Here is a 17,035-nt window from a genome sequence, read left to right as displayed (position 1 = left end):
TGTCGCTAGTGGGTTATTGGTTTTCGTTTCTCCATTTGGTATTGGGTTAGGGTTTGATTGGTCCTTAAGGTTATGAAATAGCCGATGGTCCGCCCGTTGGTGACAACGGGCCAGTAAAAAGGCGGGACAACGGTGTAGCATCTCTTTCATGGCGGGTTAGCTGGCTTTTTAGCAATCGATTGCCGCAAACGATTTCTAACCAAATATGAACCGGGAAGCACTGATGATGTTTACGTCCACGTTACACGGTTTTTTGAGCATGTAACATCCCGGTAACGAGTTGAATATCTGATTATTAAAATTATAAGAAACAGTGGCTCACTACCTGGATCGCAGGATCGGGCGCGCTCGTTTTTCGACAGGTGTGCGAGGAAGGGAATAGACGAGGCGGGTTGGCCTAAAAGATATACTTTCCAGGCCCACCCACACGCGCAGGCTAACGAATCCGTTGCCCTTCGTAAGAAATTAAGTGATGAGTAGAAGCACGTACGTGCAAATGGAAATAGGAATGCTGATACAATAAAGCCTTGCTACTTTTACTTCCTGGGTTTGACATTCAGAAAGTTGTTGACCTCCAGCCAGTATATGAACGAATCGAACCAACGATTGCTGGTACGATCGGGGTTTCCAAGACCAAAACCATGGCCTCCGTTCTGGTAAAGATGAAACTCGACAGGACGTCCTGCCTTGAACCAGGAATCGATAACTCCGAACTGACCGCGGAAAAGAAAATCATCACTGGCAATTACGTTAAACATCGGTGGAGCGTTTTTCGGCACCTCCACGGGGCCCATGCCACCGTAGATCGGCCCAATGAAATCCAGCTCCATAACTTTTGAATTGAGCGTGCAATGCATGGTGAGACCGGCGCCTGCCGAAAAACCGATCATACCCAACCGGGCAGTATCCACCCCCCACTCTTTGGCACGACTCACGATCATTGTATACGCAGCTTCGGCATCTTTAAGCTGATTGGAGAGATCCGGGCGCGGAGGGCGCGGCGCCTCTTTAGACGGGTCGGATGGTGGCGTTGCAGCAGCAAACGTTCTGTTCATTGACTCTTTAAATGCATCGAGCGACTCAGGTGTGGGATGAAGCCGGTACTTTAATACAAAGGCAGCGATTCCACGGTCCGCCAGTGCTTGCGCCACTTCCCAGCCTTCGTTGCCCATGGACAACCACCTGAAACCTCCGCCAGGTGCGACAATGACCGCGGCACCATTTCCCTGGCCTGGTTTCGGTAAGAACGGCGTCAGCGTTGCGGTAGAAATGTTTCGCGCCATCGGGTCGCCCCATTGACGGAACCAGCTCTCGGGTGCGGGTTGGTTTTCAACTTTGCCTGTATTAAGCAGAATAGCATTCGGCTCCGGGGGCGCCTGAAGTGGATAGATCGTGCCGTCCTGTGCCTTCACCACAATGGAGAGCGTCACCATGAGCAATAAAAGTATTTGTTTCCTCATCGTTCTAAAAATTATCGCCAGAGCGTAATAGCGTATCAGAAATAAGTGTTAATTAAACAATTATACCGATTTCAATCGAATTCGGAAAACAAAATACGCTTTTTCGGCATTCTGATCCTGAGAGAGACATTTGAGGAGGTCTTCGCCAACCTTTTGACCTGCCTTCATACGCCCCTGCTCAAGGTAAAAAAGGTTACGGCAGGAATGGCACAACGGAGGATCTGCTGGGCGAAGGGCAGCTTTTAAGAATTCATTTGCCGTGCAAAACTTCGAAAAAATGAGGTCGAAGCAAATATCCTGGCGAAGATATTGATGCCAACAGCTTGTATCAACCTTCGAAGTTTATGGACGTACTTAATCCGTCAACTCTTCGCAGAAAAATCCTGCATGGCCAATGATCTTCACAACATCTTCGGCACAAAGCCCCTGAGACTTTATTCTTAAAACACGATCGACGTCGTCACGGTCCACATTCCATGCCTGTATTCTCCGGTCACGCGAAAGTATAAGCTCCAGCCGCTTCAGGTCACTGTCTTCCTGAACATCGGTTCTGAAGATCAGAATATTAGAGATCATTTCGTTAGCGTAGTTCATCACCTCACCTTTTCATTTTGTTGCTGTAAGCTCATATAAAGCGATGGTTGAGAAAAGATCAGAGTCCCCTGTGCGTGACTCTGATCGGGTAAAATGTAATCACTTCTTGGATAAGGATGCCAACACGTTTTCCAAATTGGCCATTGACATTTTAAATCCTTCAGTGAAGCCCATTTCAATCATCTTCTGCATGCGCTCAAGCGATTCATTATAAATAGAAATACGCACTATGGTCTTACCGTTCTCTTCGCTGAAATTGTAATCCCAGTCAGAACCTGGTAATTCAGGGTTTTCATTTTTGTCTGCAAAAGCATTGAACATTTTGAAGTTGGTTTTGGGGCTGATGGACGTGTATCGCTGAACCGCCCAACGCTCATGCCCCTCCGGACTTACCATGGCATAGAATCTTCGCCCGCCAACTTTAAAGTCCATAAATTTTGTTCTCGATACATAGGGTTTCGGTGCTACCCATTGGTCAAGGATCTCTGCAGTCGTAAAAGCATCCCACACCAGCGAAAGCTCGGCATCAAATTCCCTGGTGATGAATACTTTTTTTGCAGCTTTGTCAACTGTAAAATCAAATAGCAGCGTGTTCATTTCTTTTTAGTTTTTAGGTTGTACAATACTTTATCGAGTCGCTGGAACTGGTCTTCCATGATCTTTCTGAACTGGTCGAGCCAAACATCGATCTCTTTCATTTTTTCGATTTCGAGTTGATAATAGATCTCACGTCCCTGGAATTCCTGCTTCACCATTTCGCACTCGGTTAAAACTCTCAGGTGTTTTGAGATCGCCTGACGTGAGGTATCGAAATGTTCGGCGAGTGCATTGGGTGTCATCGCCTGCACGGCGATTAAAGTGATGATCGCTCGCCGGGTAGGATCGGCAATAGCCTGAAAAACATCTCTTCTCATAAGATTGTTATTTTATGATGAAATCACATGGTTGCAATGCAACTAACTGGTTGCAAATATATGCGCAACCAATTGATTTCTCAAAATTTTTCACAGGATTTTTTTAAAGTACGAGCTTGATGGCGAAAATCAGCCTTTGTCCGATGACTGGGGATGGCGGTTTTGGGAATACCCTGGTCTGCCCAGGCGGGCAAATCCCACGCGTTTAGTTGAAGGTTTGCCGGTATGCTACCGGTGAAAGATTCGTTTTTGCCTTGAATAATTTCGTAAACGACGACAGATGCTCGAAACCTAATTGATAGGCTATTTCACTGATCGTTAAGCTGGTAGTCGATATTTTTTCCTTCGCTTTTTCGATCAGCTTTCCGTGGATATGCTGCTGGGCGTTTTGCCCCGTAAGGCTACGCAACATGTCGCTTAAATAACCGGGTGAAACATTTAGATGGTCTGCAAGAAATTGTACGGTTGGAATGCCTTGCATCAGCGACTTTTCATCATTGAAATAAGCCTCCAGAATTTCTTCCAGCTTTTGCAAAAGATCATTGCTCATTGCCTTGCGGGTGATGAATTGTCGCTTGTAGAACCGGTTGCTGTAATTCAACAACGTTTCAATTTGTGAAATAACGATGTCGTGACTAAAATCATCGATCCTATCCTGCAGCTCTTCCTGGATGCTCTTGAAAACAGAAACGATGATTATTCGCTCCTTTTCAGAAAGATGCAAAGCTTCATTGACCGAATACGAAAAGAAACCGTATTGCTTTATTCTTTTTGCCAGGGGATATCCGGCTAAAAATTCCGGATGAAAAAGCAGTGTGAAGCCCGTATGGTCGTTGTTGGTTTCGCCATTTGCGCTGACCTGGTTGGGCGCCTTGAATAACAAACCGCCTTCATCAAAGTCATAAAATCCCTGGCCGTATTTCAATTTTCCGCTCAGGCTTTTTTTATAGGAAACTTTATAAAAACCATGCGTGAAAGAGCTGGGAAATCTACGCAGGTCTATTTTATTGTCTTTGTTTTCAACCAGGCTTATCAACGGATGCAGCGGCTTGGGCATCCCTAACAACCGGTGCATCTCCGTGAGTGATTGAAACCTATGGGGAGCTTTATCTTCCTTCTTCATTGAACAAATTTAGTCAGGATTTTAAGCCTATGCCATCAATTACCGGTTTAGTGCGCTCATGAACCGCTCAGGGTAACGTGTGCCCGATACAACACCCGCGGGCATGATGGCCTCAATGGTTTGCAAATCATCTTCAGTGAGCTGTACCTTTTCAGCTGCTATGTTCTCTTCGAGATACCGGATATGTTTGGTACCGGGGATCGTAATAATATCTTTCCCCTGAGCAAGCACCCAGGCAATCGCCAGCTGAGAAGGGCTACAGCCTTTTTCTGCGGCCAGGGCCTTCACCTTCTCTACCAGCTCCAGGTTCTTGTAGAAGTTCTCTGCCTGAAACCGGGGCATGTGCACACGGTTGTCTTTAAGATCTTCAGGTCTTTTATATGCGCCACTCAGAAAACCCCTGCTAAGCGGCGCATAGGCGACCAGCCCGATTCCCAGCTCACGGATTGTTGGAAGGATCTCAGCTTCAATGTCGCGGGTCCAGAGAGAATATTCGATTTGAAGGGCGGTAATGGTATGAACGCTTGCCGCCTTGCGGATACTGGTGGCAGATGCTTCTGAGAGACCAATAAAACGAATGACTCCTTTTTTTACAAGTGCTGATAGCGCACCCACACTTTCCTCGATGGGAACGTTAGGGTCCACACGCCCAAGGGTATAAAGATCTATATAATCCGTTTTGAGACGTTGAAGGCTGTACATCACAGCGTTGTGCAGGAAATCAGGATGGCCATTGACCGGGCCATAACCCATGGGAGAAAGCATCATTCCGGTTTTTACCGAAAGGAAAGTTTTGTCTCTTTTACCGCTTATGGCTTGTGCGATGAGCTGTTCATTATGGCCGGCCAGGTAATAATCGGCTGTATCCAAAAAATTGTGATTGAGCTCAAGCGCTCTTTCGATGGTGGCAATTGATTCTTTTTCATCACCCTTTCCATACGCGCCAGACATTCCCATACAGCCCAGGCCAACGGCTGAAACCATGGGACCGTTTATTCCAAGTTCTCTGTTCATGATCGTTTTCGTTTTTTTGATTCGTGAAACAAAGATCCTGAGAAGGCTTGCACCGGGTTTAGTCGAATCGGGTATTTGTTTTGCCAAAATAGTCGCAAGCCGGCCCGATCATGGCCGCAAACGCACCGGAGAACATGGGCATTATACCGGAGGGAAGACAGGCCATCAATGAATGAAGGCGTGACAGTGAGGAAGTTAGAAAAGCAAAGTGAATAGCTGGATCCGCCAAGCAAATCCGGATCCAATGTTTATTTCTGGTACTCAATTTTAGTAATGCGCCAGGTGAACTCCCCCGCTCCTGTTTTCACTATGGCTACATCACCCACTTGTTTTTTCATCAGCGCGTGTGCCATGGGCGAGTCTATCGAGATATAATCTTTGGTATTGAAGATCTCATCGTACCCGACTATACGAAAGCGTTTTTTCTGTCCTTTGTCATTTTCAATTTCCACCCATGCGCCAAACATTACTTTGCCTTCCTGGAAGGGCGAATAATCGATGACTTTCAGATCGTCAATACATTTGCGCAAATAGAGCAGGCGCCGGTCGATCTCACGCAGGCGTTTTTTGTTGTAGTGATAATCTGCGTTTTCAGAGCGATCGCCCAGGCTTGCGGCCCAGGCTACCTTTTGCGTGGTGTCGGGCCGTTCAACGCGCCACAAATGATCCAACTCAGCTTTTAACTTTTCTAAACCTTCCGGGGTGATAAAGGGTGTTTTCATATTTACTCAGTTCTCAGGCGTGGGTTGGACTGATCCTGACAGCTTTCCATGTCTCTAACGCTACGGTAAGTCAGGCGACAAGAAGTGCAAGAAATCCGGATGCAATATAAAACCACCTTTGTAAATCAATTCTGCAGGCAAAGTTATTTGCCGCAATCGGGCAGTGAAATATGCATTTTCAGGGAATTCTTCCGAATGTTTATGAAAATATTGTACTAACTTGTTGCTCAACCGGCACAACCCACTGGCTAACAAATCCAATAATCTTAGGAATATAAATTAATAGGATGATGAAAAACAAAAAAACAAAAGTATCGGGCATATCATTTCTGGTTTTGTCATGCTTAGCCTTACTGTCATCTTCGTTTGTTTCTGCCCCTTATGGAACTGAGTTTCTTACTAAAATAACGGCGGGTGAAAAGCCATCCATAGCGCCGGTCGATCTGGCAAAGGCAAAAATAGGTGATGGCTTTGGGTTCAGAATTCATCCTGCTACCAAAACGAACAAAATGCATAGCGGAATTGATTTTATCCTGCCGGAGGGCGAATCAGTTATGGCTACGGCATCCGGCGAAGTTGTTGACGTTGGATCGGATAAGGATCGGGGCACGTATGTGAATATAAAGCACGATGAGGTCTATACAACTGCTTACTCTCATTTGAAAAGCGCCGTTGTCAAAATTGGCGACGTCATTACTAAAAAACAATTGGTGGGATATGTAGGGTCTACCGGCAAGACATCCTCCGTTCCGCATCTGCATTATGAAGTTTTAAAAGAAGGCAAGCATGTTAATCCAATCGATTACCTCCCGAAGTCTGTTGCCGCCAAGCTCCCGGCCAACAAACCCTGAGCATTTCTGTTTGTATCATAACCAGTTGTCAATGTTAACCGCAGCTAATGCGCTAATCGGGTTTGCTGACCTTTACCAGTAATTGCAGGGCTCAGATGAGGTACTTGGTGATTTTTTGTGGCTTGTTGATATCATGCGCTTCGTACAGGGAAATAGACTTCAAGGATCGGGAACACGGCGCGATCACCGGCAGCGAATTCTACAAACGATCCTCTTCGCATGCCTGGAAGTTAAGGGACTCTCTCGCCGTTACAGAGATACTGAATGGCAACGTTCCCGATTTCATGAGAAAGTTTGTGGCGATCCAGACCGCGGTTGAAAGTGACCAGGGCAAAATAATAAAAGCGACCTACTATGTGAGTCCGGATTACCTGAGCATCGGCAGCGATGATGACTGGGCCCGCATTCCCCTCACGCCCATGGCAGCGCAAGCCATTGCCGACACCCTTCATTGTTTTCTTCCCACACGAAAAATTGTGGACGACATTTATCAACACGCCCGGGTGAAACTTGAGCCGGTCGCTATGTTCGCTTTCAGGGACAGCACGCCCACCATGTATCAGCACCACCTGATGATAGAAGGCCTTCGAAAGCAACGCAGCGGAATGATTGCGGGCATAAAAAAAGACGTTGTTATCAGCGGCAAGGTCAGCAGGGCGGGATTGTCGGTGAAGAACACCAACAACGGCACGCGGGATACAAGGCCAAACCGCGTTGCCATTTACGGATGGCACAAGCCTGACGCAAAAGCCATTCAACCCCTCTACACCGGGCACGTAAACTGGTACGTGGACTATAGTCACGGAATTCGCCTCGTTTATCGCCGGATCAAGGTGGATGGCAAGTGGATGGACTATACCGACGTTTTAAAAGACCCCGTGTTGCAAAAGCTGATCTGTGACGAAGACCATTGCGACTTTTACAGATATTAACTTTCGTTTGTGTTTCGGGGACTTTTTTCCAATCTTTAAGCCGTTTTTTTTCTCAAACCCCCCGTTGTGATGTCTGACGACCATTTCCATTTTTCGGGTGCACCCGAACCCCATCGTATACGCACGCTCCAGATACTCAAACAACATCCCGAAGTGAAGGCGCTGATGGGAAAGAATCCGTTCACAAGCCTGGCGGTGATCGGGCTGGTGGGTGCTATGGTTGGTCTCTCCTATTGGGTGAAAGACAGTGCGTGGTGGATTATATTGCTGCTGGCCTACGGGGTTGGCGCTTTTCTGAACCATTCACTGTTCGTCATGATCCACGAGTGCTCGCATTACCTGCTGTTCCGCAGCAAGGCGCTCAACAACATCTTCGCTATCATCTCCAACCTGCCACACGTGGTGCCATCGGCCATTTCGTTCCAGCGTTACCACATCAAGCACCATTCCTTTCAGGGGGTGCATGAGCTGGATGCCGACCTTCCGGACTTCTGGGAAGCGCGCCTGGTCCGTAACTCCACTGCCGGCAAAGCACTCTGGCTGCTGCTGTTCCCTTTCTTCCAGGTAACGAGAACGTTCCGGCTCAAGGAGATCAAGCCGGTAGACGGCTGGATCGTGACCAACTTCGTGGTACAGGTCGCCTTTGATTTTGCCATCTGGTACTTCTTCGGCCCCGGCGCCCTGATGTTCATGGTGCTCAGCTTCTTTTTCTCGATCGGCCTGCATCCCCTCGGCGCACGGTGGATCCAGGAACACTATCTGACGCTGGACAAGAACCAGGAGACCTACAGTTATTATGGTCCCTTGAATACCGTTGCCTTCAACGTGGGCTTTCACAACGAGCACCACGACTTTCCGTCGATACCCTGGAACCGGCTGCCACGGCTCAAAAAACAAGCGCCGGCATTTTACGATTCCCTCCTGTCGCACCCATCGTGGACACGCCTCTTTTTCCGCTTCCTGTTCGATAAGAACATCTCGCTGTTTTCACGTACGATCCGGCAGGAACGGGGTAAGGTGAAGCTCACCGACGAATCGAAGCCGGACCTGGATCTGGTGGAAGCGGGGAGACGTTAGAAGTTTAAAGTTTAAAGTTAGAAGTTTAAAGTTGAGGGCTGGTGCCTGATTCACTCCGAATCAGGATACTGTTCATCGATACTTTTCACGATGTCGTTAATTCTGGATATACAGGTATCGTAACGTTTGATAATTTCAGTTGGGAAAGCGCCCAGTGTAGCCGACATGATTTTCGCCTGGTCCATTTTCATCACGTCTTCGATCACCAATCTTCGCTGAACGTCATCGATCCGCGCGTGCTGTTCAACAAGAACGATAAGCCGGTCTTTCTGCAGGTTATACAGCTGCGTTGTATTCAGCAGGGATGGGATCAATTCCTGATAAAGATCAAGAATATCGTTCTGCATTTTTTTATTTTCGATGTTCCCGATCTTGCCAGAAGACTTGAACCCTTCAAAACGTCCATTGTTCTGAACCAATTCTACCTTATTAAAGATCGCGTTGGTGTATTTTCTCAGGCTATCCGTTGCCCCGGCAGCATCCGCCTTCATAGAACGAAAATAAAGAAACGCTGCCTGCTGATATCGATATCCGGCCTGGTCCGCCTGCATTTCGGAGAGGTCGTTGGTTAAATCGTTTTTCAATCCGATCAAAAACTCCTTCACTTCCTTCTGCTGGTGCCGGTGTTCGGCCATGTCATGGAACCAGATAGTGATACCCACGGCGAACACGATAATGAATATTTCCAGTAAGAACTCCTTTATTTTATGAAAGAGAGAACTATCACTACCGAAGATCTGATATGCTTTTTTGGTGTGCTTGATTACTTCGAGTTCTGCCATAAGTAGGATTGAAAAACCCCAAACTTAGCGCTTTTTTTCAAAATCAGCGACAGAATCATATGGATAATGACTCTGCGCTGATTGAACCGAGTACCCTACACCCTGTTCTTCTTTACTTGCTATAATCGTCTTTCGGCCGGTCGCCCATTTGCAGCACCAGCTTACCGCCCCTCTTTACATCTTCGAGGTCAACAAATGACTTCTTAACCTTTCTGCCATTCAGGTTGATGGACTGCACATAGATGTTCTGACCGTTGTTGTTCTGTGTCTCGATGACGAACTCCTTACCCGTTGCATAGGGTGCACGGAGCTGAATGGTGACCTTGTCGAACACCGGGCTCCCGATGCCAAACGATGGCTTCAGGTCCGTGAGGCCTTTTACATCGAACAGGCCCATGCTGGCAATAACGTACCAGGCGCCCAGTTGCCCCTGGTCTTCATCCTGCCCATAGCCATACCCATGAATACCCGTGGTGCCATAGAACTCATTGCAGATGGCCCGCACCCATTTCTGGGTAAGCGATGGCTTGCCGGAGAAGTTGAAGAGCCACGAGGTATGAAGATTGGGTTGATTGCCGTGGTTGTACAGGCCTGCCAGACCGGAGAATGCATCGAGGGTGGTGCCGCCGCCAAAAGCATTTTTCTGTGAGGTTGTGAAGATGCTGTCGAGGCGCATGTTAAAGCGCTCACGGCCAATTTTTTTCACAAGGGCCTCCGGGTCATGCGGCACATAGAAGGTATACTGCCAGGCATTTCCTTCCTGGAAACCACGCCATGGCTCACCCGGCTTAAAGTTATCAATGAACTGACCATTGGCCAGCCTCGGGCGCACAAGCTTCAGCTTCGGATCGAACAGGTGCTCCCACCCGCGGGACAGGCGCATCAGTTTTTCGTAGTCCTCTTTTTTACCCAATGCCTTTGCCCATTGTGCTACCGCATACGAGCTGAACGAATACTCGAGTGTGTGGGATGCTGAAAACTGCCAGCGCTCTCCTCCCCCAACGCCCTTGTCAAGGTGAGGCACGTATCCAAGTTTCACAAACTGGTCTACATCCAGCTTACCCGATCCGTGCGGACGATCTTTTCCATCGATCTCGTTTTTGAGTGATGCCTCGTAGGCCTTTGCTACATCGAAGTCGCGAATGCCTGCCATGTAAGCACCGGCCATCACCAGGCTGACGAAGTTGGTGCCCACACCTGAAACGTAACGGCTGTTGGCAATGCCATCGCCCAACCAACCCGCATCCTGGTACACCAGCAGCTGGCTTTTCACGAAGTCGGAGTAATACTCAGGATAAGCCAGCGCCCACAGTTGTGTGAGGTTCCAGTAGGCGCCCCACACGGCATCGGTATTATAATGATTATGTACAGGCTTGCCTTTCGCGTCCAGCGGGATCTGCCCAACGGTACCGTTGTTTCTCGGATAAGCGCCATTCACATCACTGGCAAGACCGCGGCCCAGCAAAGCGTGGAACAACCCTGTATAGAACTTCAGTTTGTCTTCGCGTACTTTTCCTTCTACACGGATACGGCCCAGGTAGTCGTTCCAGGTGGTGTGCGCTTTCGCTTTTGCCTGATCGAAGGTGAGGTCTTTCGCTTCTGCCTGCAGATTAAGGCGAGCGTTTTCGATGGAGGTGTACGAGAAGCCAGCCTTGACGGTGATACTTTCCTGGTCCTGTGTGTCGAAGGTCAGGTAAACACCTGCGCCCGGGCCTGTTTCTTCAGTCACTCCTGCCCGCGCGGCTGCACCTTTAAAGACACCGAACGAAGCAGGCTTCTTATCAACCACCGCCGAGAAGTACATGCTGACTTCCGCACCGGGCTGATACTTTTGAACGTATACGGGAAGCGTGGTGACAAAACCTTCGATGCGACCATCGGGTGTCATGTATACTTTGGCATCTTTTACATTTCCACTCTCGCCCTGCTTGTTGCCGATGTCGAACAGAATATGCGACTCCTTGCCGGCCGGGAATGTGTAACGATGCAGTGCCACGCGCGCTGTGGCGGTTAGCTCCGCTTTGATGCGGTGATCTTTCAATATAACCGAGTAGTATCCAGGCGCCGCCACTTCATCTTTGTGATCGAACCGTGAGCGATAACCTTCTTCCGGCTTCTCCAGCTTTCCGGGAATTGTCTTCAGCGTACCGGTCGAGGCCATGAACACGATACCGCCTACCTGGAACTCGTGCAGGTTCGGGAATCCTTCGATGGACTCGTGGCGATGATCGTAGCCAACGGCGTCCCAGCCATGTACGTTGCCATAGTGCGCGTTGGTTGCCGGCGCAGGTTTCGCCATGCCAAACGGTACGGCTGCGGGCGTATAAAAGAACCAGCGGCTATGCGCGGTACCGATGTTGGGATCCACCCATTGTGTATAATCCTCCTGGGCGTGCACGGTGGTTGCCATGGCGATCAACAGGAACGCAGTCAGTATGTTTTTCAAAACTTGAACTTTCATTGGAAGTGATTTTCTGGTCTTAGAATTTATTGTTCTTCTCGTCGTACGGGTCGTTGTATTTACGCTGCAGGGACTTCAGCTGCGCTTTAAGCTTCTCCACGGTGTTCCTGTACGCTGGATCACCGTAAAGGTTATGCATTTCATGAGGATCGTTCTTCAGATCATACAGCTCCCATGAATTGCCCGGGTCGTAGAAGTGGATCAGCTTGTAACGTTCTGTGCGGATGCCATAATGCGCGGTAGCACCAAACGACTTTTCGTAGTAGTGATAATACAGCTCTTTGCGCCAATCCTTAACCTTTCCCTTTTGTAGAAGCGTTTTCATGGACTCGCCCTGCATGTCTCCCGGGATGGCAATACCGGCAAAGTCAAGGAATGTGGGCGCCACGTCCAGGTTCAGCACGTAAGCGTCGATCTGCTGACGCGGTGAAATAGCCTGCGGGAAACGGATCAGCATTGGCGTGCGGAATGACTCCTCGTACATGAAACGTTTGTCGTAGAGTCCATGCTCGCCGAGGTATACGCCCTGGTCAGACATATACACTACGATGGTCTTCCTGGCGAGTCCGTTGTCATCGAGGTACTTCAGCACACGGCCAATGTTGTCGTCTACCGAATGCACGCAACGAAGGTAATCTTCCATGAAGCGTTGATATTGCCATCGCAGCAACTGGTCTTTGTCCTTGATCTGTGCAAAGGTTTTGTATTCATCCTGGTATGCTTTGTCCCATGCCTGGCGTTCGGCAGGTGTCAGCCGCTCCATCTCGCGCTGGAACTCGGCCGGTGCCCAGTGATTTACATTCGCAACGGTACAGGTATCGCACGGAACTTTGCTGTCGTAACGCACGTCCAGTCCTTCTTTCATCGAGATCAGTTGTCGTTGCAATGCCTCGCGGCCGGCATAGTCATCATAGAAGTCATGGGGCAGCGCAAACCGGCGATCGTTAAACTCCCGCAGGTATTGCTGCGGTGGCATCCAGTTACGGTGCGGCGCCTTGTGATGTAACATGATAAAGAATGGCTGATCCCGGTGCCGCCCGATCCAATCGAGGGCCAGGTCTGTGGTGACATCCGTCACGTAACCCGTGTAGACCGTGTCCTTCCCCATCTTAATGAACTTGGGGTTGTAATAGTGCCCCTGGTCGGGAAGTATGTTCCAGTAATCGAAACCCGTTGGCTCACTGAACAGGTGCCACTTCCCTACCAACGCGGTGCGATATCCATTGGCTTTCAGGATCTTCGGAAGGGTCTGCTGATGGCCATCAAAGTACGTGCCGTTATCGCGCATGCCATTCATGTGCGAGTATTTACCGGTCATGATCACCGCACGGGCAGGACTGCAGATTGAGTTGGTCACAAACGCGTTCCGCATCACGGCGCCCTCACGGCCGATGCGGTCGATGTTGGGTGTCTGGATCAGCTTATTACTATAGGCACTCACAGCCTGGTAGCCGTGATCATCGGACATGATGAAGATGATGTTCGGCTTATGCTGTGACGATGATGCTCGGGACGTCTGTGCACGGGCAAGATCCATCACACCCATGAGCAGCAGCAACGCTACGGATATGGTACGTGCTATCTTCATTCTACCTTCCATGTTATGGTTCCGTAGGGCTTCATCCAAAATGAGTTGCTTGCTGGTTTAACACCCCGCTCTTCGTTATCACACTGGGAGACTTCGGCAGGTTTCAACGCATCCCATTCCAATGACGATTGTACCGGCTGAGGCGAAAGGTTCACCAACCGCACCAGGTAACCCTTTTGATCTTTCGAGGGATGTATTGTTGATACAGCGATCTTGTTATTACCGCCCACGCGGAACAATGTCTTGTAAGGCCTGGCATTGTCAGACATCACAGCAACCAGTGGTTGTGCTATTTCAACGCCACGCTGTTTAGCTTCGTGCGCATACGGTTCCAGTGGAATGATGGAATACCGAAACTCCACTTTACCCGATTGTGAGGCCTTATAGTTCGTTCTCCACGAATTATTCATCACCCATGAATAGACCGTTGGCGAGGATGAAGCAGCACGGCTCCAGTCAAGGAACTCTTTGGTATCAGACATCCACGCTTCACCCTGCATGCCTCCTACTTCCAGTATGGGTGTACCTACCGTTGTTAAAAGTATATTCCTCCGCATACCGGATATCGACACACCATTGTTGACGGAGTAGAAGTTTTTATTTGCACCGGTCAGCTGCTCACGCTCGGGGCGGATCTCACCAAAGGCCAGGTCGATGACCGTTTCAGCATTGCTGATGTTGAACGGGAATGCAAACCGCACACTTTCGCGCTCCCGGTTATCGATCTTGTCAACGACATTCCGGAGGTCGACACGTTTAATACCTTTGTACACGGTGATATCGCGCACCAGCGAATAACAGCCCGGTGCATCCGCCGTAACCCGTAGCGTAGCCGATACCGGGCCGTCATTCAAACGTTCGATGCTTCTCACCCTTGTTACATACTGTGGAGACGCTGCATTTCGTCCTGTATAAATATATTCGTTCAGTCCTTTACCGGTGGCGTAGTTGAAGCCCGTGTTATCGGTCAACGCCGTGATAGCTCCGGTCTGTGCATCAGCTGATACCGAGATGACACCGTTTGATAGTGTATTTCCTTCGAGGGAAAACGCGCTCTTAGATGCGGCTGTATTGGAAGTTACAATGCGATATACCTTTGAAGACAATGGCTGCACCCCGGTGGCCATGAACATCCATGTGTTCTCGCCCGTCTTCTGCAAACTTACCTCCTGGTTGTTTTCGTCTACGAGCTTCTTCCCCTGGAGATCCTGTGGTGTTGAAAAGGTTACCACATCCGTGCGGGGCCAGAGGTTCGTGTTAAATACCTGGATATACTGCCCGCGTTCGTTGGCATTGACAGCGGTATTAAACGCGTTGGTGATCTGGTTTGTAATAGAATCGGCGTTCAGGGCGAAAGCTTGTTTCTGTTTCCAGAGCGCGCGGGTAAACTCAGAATCGGGCTCCGGGCCGCTGGCAGATGCGCCCCAGGTATGTTCGGAGAACAGGGCTACATTACGCCATGCGTGGTAGAAGCTCTCTGACGGATAGTGTGTAGTCCGTACGGGAATCGAACCCGTGTTACCAGAATGAAGATCTGGTGTCCCATGGCTTGTTATCGACCACAGGATCTCCAATTGGTTGAGTCGTTCGGCATTGTACCGGTTCAGCGACAATTCTTCAGCCGTCGATGCAGCGCCATCTTCCCAGTAGGGCGTGAAGTCACCTTTGAATACGGGCAGCTTGTCTCCGTAGGCCTGCTCAAACCTTGTGAACAGCGCTTCCGTTGTGCCGATGTGAAACTTCGGATACTCATACTGCTCGTTCCACTTCCGGATAACGTCGGGCATGTCTGTATCCGGAGGGCCATTGTCGCCATTGACCGTGTATCGCAGGTATGAAAAGTTATAGGGGAATTCTTTTACTTCCAGTGTATTCAGGTATTCCCAGATGGGATCCAGGCCGCTGGACGAAAGTTTTCCCGTCAGCCAGTCGTGAAAGAACGAGTAACCTTTGCCGGTAGACCAGCACAACACTTTCTCCTCGCCCGATGCCGACGCCCAGTAGAACGGGTAGTCGCCCCACTCCTTGTTCGCGAGGCCTACGCGGCTGCCACCGGTTTCCAGGTACGGAACATAGTTGGGGGCCATGGAAAAATATTTCATGCCGTTTTCCGCCATCGCCGTAACCATTCCCCATGACTCCCCTGGCACGTCCGACATCATGACGGAACGCACCTCCACACCCAGGTCCTTTCCGACACGATGCGCGTCGTCGAACAAGTGTGTGATCTCTTCCTGCTTGCAAAGGCCTGTCAGGATATTGCCGATCGAAGCGTTCAAGGCAACGCGGCCATCTTTCACCGCTGCCTTGAATGCCTCGAGTTTTGCTGTATTCTTATAACGCTCCAGGTACTCGCTCACCGGCCACATGGTCTCTATATTCCACTTGAACGGCGATCCTTCAGGGTAATCTTTGGTGCGCTCCGCCAGCGTCACAGCCTGATCGATGTTCCGCAGCTGTAAATTCATCACATCTTCGTGGCGATGAGTGTAGCCAATGTCCAGGTGAGAATGCGGCAGAAAGTACACTTCCCATTTGCGTGCGCCTTCCATGACCATGTTCTTTTGCACGTTGCCCTGGCGGCTCTTGAATGTGACGGCTACTGGTACTGCTTCCTCCATCAGGCCTGGTGGAAACAAGGCTGTCAATTCATACAGCCCCATCTTCGAAGCCGGAATTTGCTCGCTGATCTTTTTGCCGGCGAACGAAACTTCTACAGTGCCACCGTCAAACAGCGGGTTGTTGAACTTAACTTTGTATTCGCGGCGCGGCCCTTCCGGTGTTTTGCGATAGCCCTGTGTCGGGATAAAGGAAATATCATCGATCTTTGCAACACTGCTTAATGCGCGTTTCTTTTTTTCGTAGAAGCGGATCTCGCTCAGTCCATAGTAATTAACGTTCTGGTGCTTCCACCGTGCGTCTTCCAGCACATTCGGCGAGCCGTCGTGGTAATAATTCCCTTCCTGTTTGTCAGCGGTGATGCAGAAATACTTGAAGCTGATGCCGGACAGGTCAAGGTGAAAGTCTGCCGGTTCTTCTTTCTTACCCAGTGATTCGGGGATCATAAAATAGTCGCGGTCACCGTTTTTCAGGGTCTGCCAGTGCTGGCCATCGCGGGAATATTGTAAATAAACTTTCCGCAGGCCACGACGTGTATGGTCGTGCTGATTATGATTCCAGATCTCAACAAAGGCGGGCTTCCGTTCTGTATTGAACGTATACAGCAGCCACACCACACCTTCATGGGTCTGCGGGCGGGCTTGTACGGATGTTTCTGAAACCTGAGAGATCCACATGGTCTTTCCCAGGTTGTGAGAAGTATGGCCGTGGCCTTTCATACCGCTTCCATTAACGGTCTCCTCATCCGGAAATCCGGAAAGCTCACTGCTGGATTCAACTTTGATCTCCCCGACAGGCACCGGCGTATATACGTCAAGTTGCTGGGCGCCGGCAATGTATGGGAAGAACAGCGCGGACACCATAAGGCATCCGCCTGTCAATATCTTTCTGATCATCT

14 protein-coding genes are annotated in these 17,035 nt (G+C 49.5%); 3 read left to right on the top strand and 11 right to left on the bottom strand.

Annotated features, from left to right (window positions below; genetic code table 11):
- Positions 1-536 precede the first annotated feature (536 nt).
- The 7 genes from KK083_RS01510 to greB all read right to left on the bottom strand — a co-directional run bounded on the left by KK083_RS01510 (position 537) and on the right by greB (position 5,827).
- Positions 537-1,460 (bottom strand): alpha/beta hydrolase, encoded by a 924-nt coding sequence (locus KK083_RS01510; RefSeq protein ID WP_254159956.1) that lies wholly within the window; start codon positions 1,458-1,460, stop codon positions 537-539.
- A gap of 354 nt (positions 1,461-1,814) precedes the next feature.
- Entirely contained in the window at positions 1,815-2,054 is a 240-nt protein-coding gene (locus tag KK083_RS01505; protein ID WP_254159954.1) for a hypothetical protein, read from the bottom strand.
- 99 nt (positions 2,055-2,153) lie between these two features.
- Complete coding sequence (locus tag KK083_RS01500) at positions 2,154-2,651, bottom strand: SRPBCC family protein (protein WP_254159952.1); 498 nt, start codon at positions 2,649-2,651, stop codon at positions 2,154-2,156.
- The gene (locus KK083_RS01495; protein WP_254159950.1) at positions 2,648-2,968 is read right to left on the bottom strand and encodes an ArsR/SmtB family transcription factor; all 321 of its coding nucleotides are present in this window, start codon (positions 2,966-2,968) and stop codon (positions 2,648-2,650) included. The genes KK083_RS01500 and KK083_RS01495 overlap by 4 nt, the downstream gene beginning before the upstream one ends.
- A 205-nt stretch (positions 2,969-3,173) precedes the next feature.
- Positions 3,174-4,091 carry a helix-turn-helix domain-containing protein gene (locus KK083_RS01490; RefSeq protein WP_254159948.1) on the bottom strand — a complete coding sequence of 306 codons (918 nt, stop codon included), beginning with the start codon at positions 4,089-4,091 and terminating at the stop codon, positions 3,174-3,176.
- Positions 4,092-4,130: 39 nt separating this feature from the next.
- Positions 4,131-5,105, bottom strand: a complete 975-nt coding sequence (locus KK083_RS01485) for an aldo/keto reductase (protein WP_254159946.1) — start codon at positions 5,103-5,105, stop codon at positions 4,131-4,133.
- 248 nt (positions 5,106-5,353) lie between these two features.
- On the bottom strand, positions 5,354-5,827 hold the full coding sequence (gene greB / locus KK083_RS01480; RefSeq protein ID WP_254159943.1) for a transcription elongation factor GreB: 474 nt from the start codon (positions 5,825-5,827) through the stop codon (positions 5,354-5,356).
- 287 nt (positions 5,828-6,114) lie between these two features.
- On the opposite strand from greB, the gene KK083_RS01475 reads away from it, so the two are divergent.
- The 3 genes from KK083_RS01475 (at position 6,115) to KK083_RS01465 (ending at position 8,687) form a co-directional block, all read left to right on the top strand.
- Entirely contained in the window at positions 6,115-6,678 is a 564-nt protein-coding gene (locus tag KK083_RS01475; RefSeq protein ID WP_254159940.1) for a M23 family metallopeptidase, read from the top strand.
- 122 nt (positions 6,679-6,800) lie between these two features.
- Positions 6,801-7,610, top strand: coding sequence for a hypothetical protein (locus KK083_RS01470; RefSeq protein WP_254159938.1), 810 nt, complete (start codon positions 6,801-6,803; stop codon positions 7,608-7,610).
- Positions 7,611-7,679: 69 nt separating this feature from the next.
- Complete coding sequence (locus KK083_RS01465; protein ID WP_254159936.1) at positions 7,680-8,687, top strand: fatty acid desaturase; 1,008 nt, start codon at positions 7,680-7,682, stop codon at positions 8,685-8,687.
- 50 nt (positions 8,688-8,737) lie between these two features.
- Here the strand turns inward: KK083_RS01465 and KK083_RS01460 are convergent, their stop codons facing one another.
- From KK083_RS01460 to KK083_RS01445, 4 genes are all read right to left on the bottom strand, one after another.
- Positions 8,738-9,469 (bottom strand): hypothetical protein, encoded by a 732-nt coding sequence (locus KK083_RS01460; protein ID WP_254159934.1) that lies wholly within the window; start codon positions 9,467-9,469, stop codon positions 8,738-8,740.
- Positions 9,470-9,581: 112 nt separating this feature from the next.
- Positions 9,582-11,960: a GH92 family glycosyl hydrolase gene (locus KK083_RS01455; RefSeq protein WP_317195204.1), complete on the bottom strand. Its 2,379-nt coding sequence runs from the start codon at positions 11,958-11,960 to the stop codon at positions 9,582-9,584.
- Positions 11,950-13,518, bottom strand: a complete 1,569-nt coding sequence (locus KK083_RS01450; RefSeq protein ID WP_254159928.1) for a sulfatase family protein — start codon at positions 13,516-13,518, stop codon at positions 11,950-11,952. The genes KK083_RS01455 and KK083_RS01450 overlap by 11 nt, the downstream gene beginning before the upstream one ends.
- A complete protein-coding gene (locus KK083_RS01445) occupies positions 13,515-17,033 on the bottom strand; it encodes a glycoside hydrolase family 38 N-terminal domain-containing protein (RefSeq protein WP_254159926.1) in 3,519 nt (1,172 codons plus the stop codon). The genes KK083_RS01450 and KK083_RS01445 overlap by 4 nt, the downstream gene beginning before the upstream one ends.
- Positions 17,034-17,035 lie beyond the last annotated feature (2 nt).

Source organism: Chryseosolibacter histidinae (genome assembly GCF_018598225.1).
Classification (GTDB): domain Bacteria; phylum Bacteroidota; class Bacteroidia; order Cytophagales; family Cyclobacteriaceae; genus Chryseosolibacter; species Chryseosolibacter histidini.
This window is presented reverse-complemented; position numbering and strand designations above follow the sequence as displayed.

Coding starts and splice junctions, on each gene's coding strand:
- KK083_RS01510 (WP_254159956.1), bottom strand. CDS start 1,460: ATGAGGAAACAAATACTTTTATTGCTCATGGTGACGCTCTCCATTGTG.
- KK083_RS01505 (WP_254159954.1), bottom strand. CDS start 2,054: ATGAACTACGCTAACGAAATGATCTCTAATATTCTGATCTTCAGAACC.
- KK083_RS01500 (WP_254159952.1), bottom strand. CDS start 2,651: ATGAACACGCTGCTATTTGATTTTACAGTTGACAAAGCTGCAAAAAAA.
- KK083_RS01495 (WP_254159950.1), bottom strand. CDS start 2,968: ATGAGAAGAGATGTTTTTCAGGCTATTGCCGATCCTACCCGGCGAGCG.
- KK083_RS01490 (WP_254159948.1), bottom strand. CDS start 4,091: ATGAAGAAGGAAGATAAAGCTCCCCATAGGTTTCAATCACTCACGGAG.
- KK083_RS01485 (WP_254159946.1), bottom strand. CDS start 5,105: ATGAACAGAGAACTTGGAATAAACGGTCCCATGGTTTCAGCCGTTGGC.
- greB (WP_254159943.1), bottom strand. CDS start 5,827: ATGAAAACACCCTTTATCACCCCGGAAGGTTTAGAAAAGTTAAAAGCT.
- KK083_RS01475 (WP_254159940.1), top strand. CDS start 6,115: ATGATGAAAAACAAAAAAACAAAAGTATCGGGCATATCATTTCTGGTT.
- KK083_RS01465 (WP_254159936.1), top strand. CDS start 7,680: ATGTCTGACGACCATTTCCATTTTTCGGGTGCACCCGAACCCCATCGT.
- KK083_RS01460 (WP_254159934.1), bottom strand. CDS start 9,469: ATGGCAGAACTCGAAGTAATCAAGCACACCAAAAAAGCATATCAGATC.
- KK083_RS01450 (WP_254159928.1), bottom strand. CDS start 13,518: ATGAAGATAGCACGTACCATATCCGTAGCGTTGCTGCTGCTCATGGGT.
- KK083_RS01445 (WP_254159926.1), bottom strand. CDS start 17,033: ATGATCAGAAAGATATTGACAGGCGGATGCCTTATGGTGTCCGCGCTG.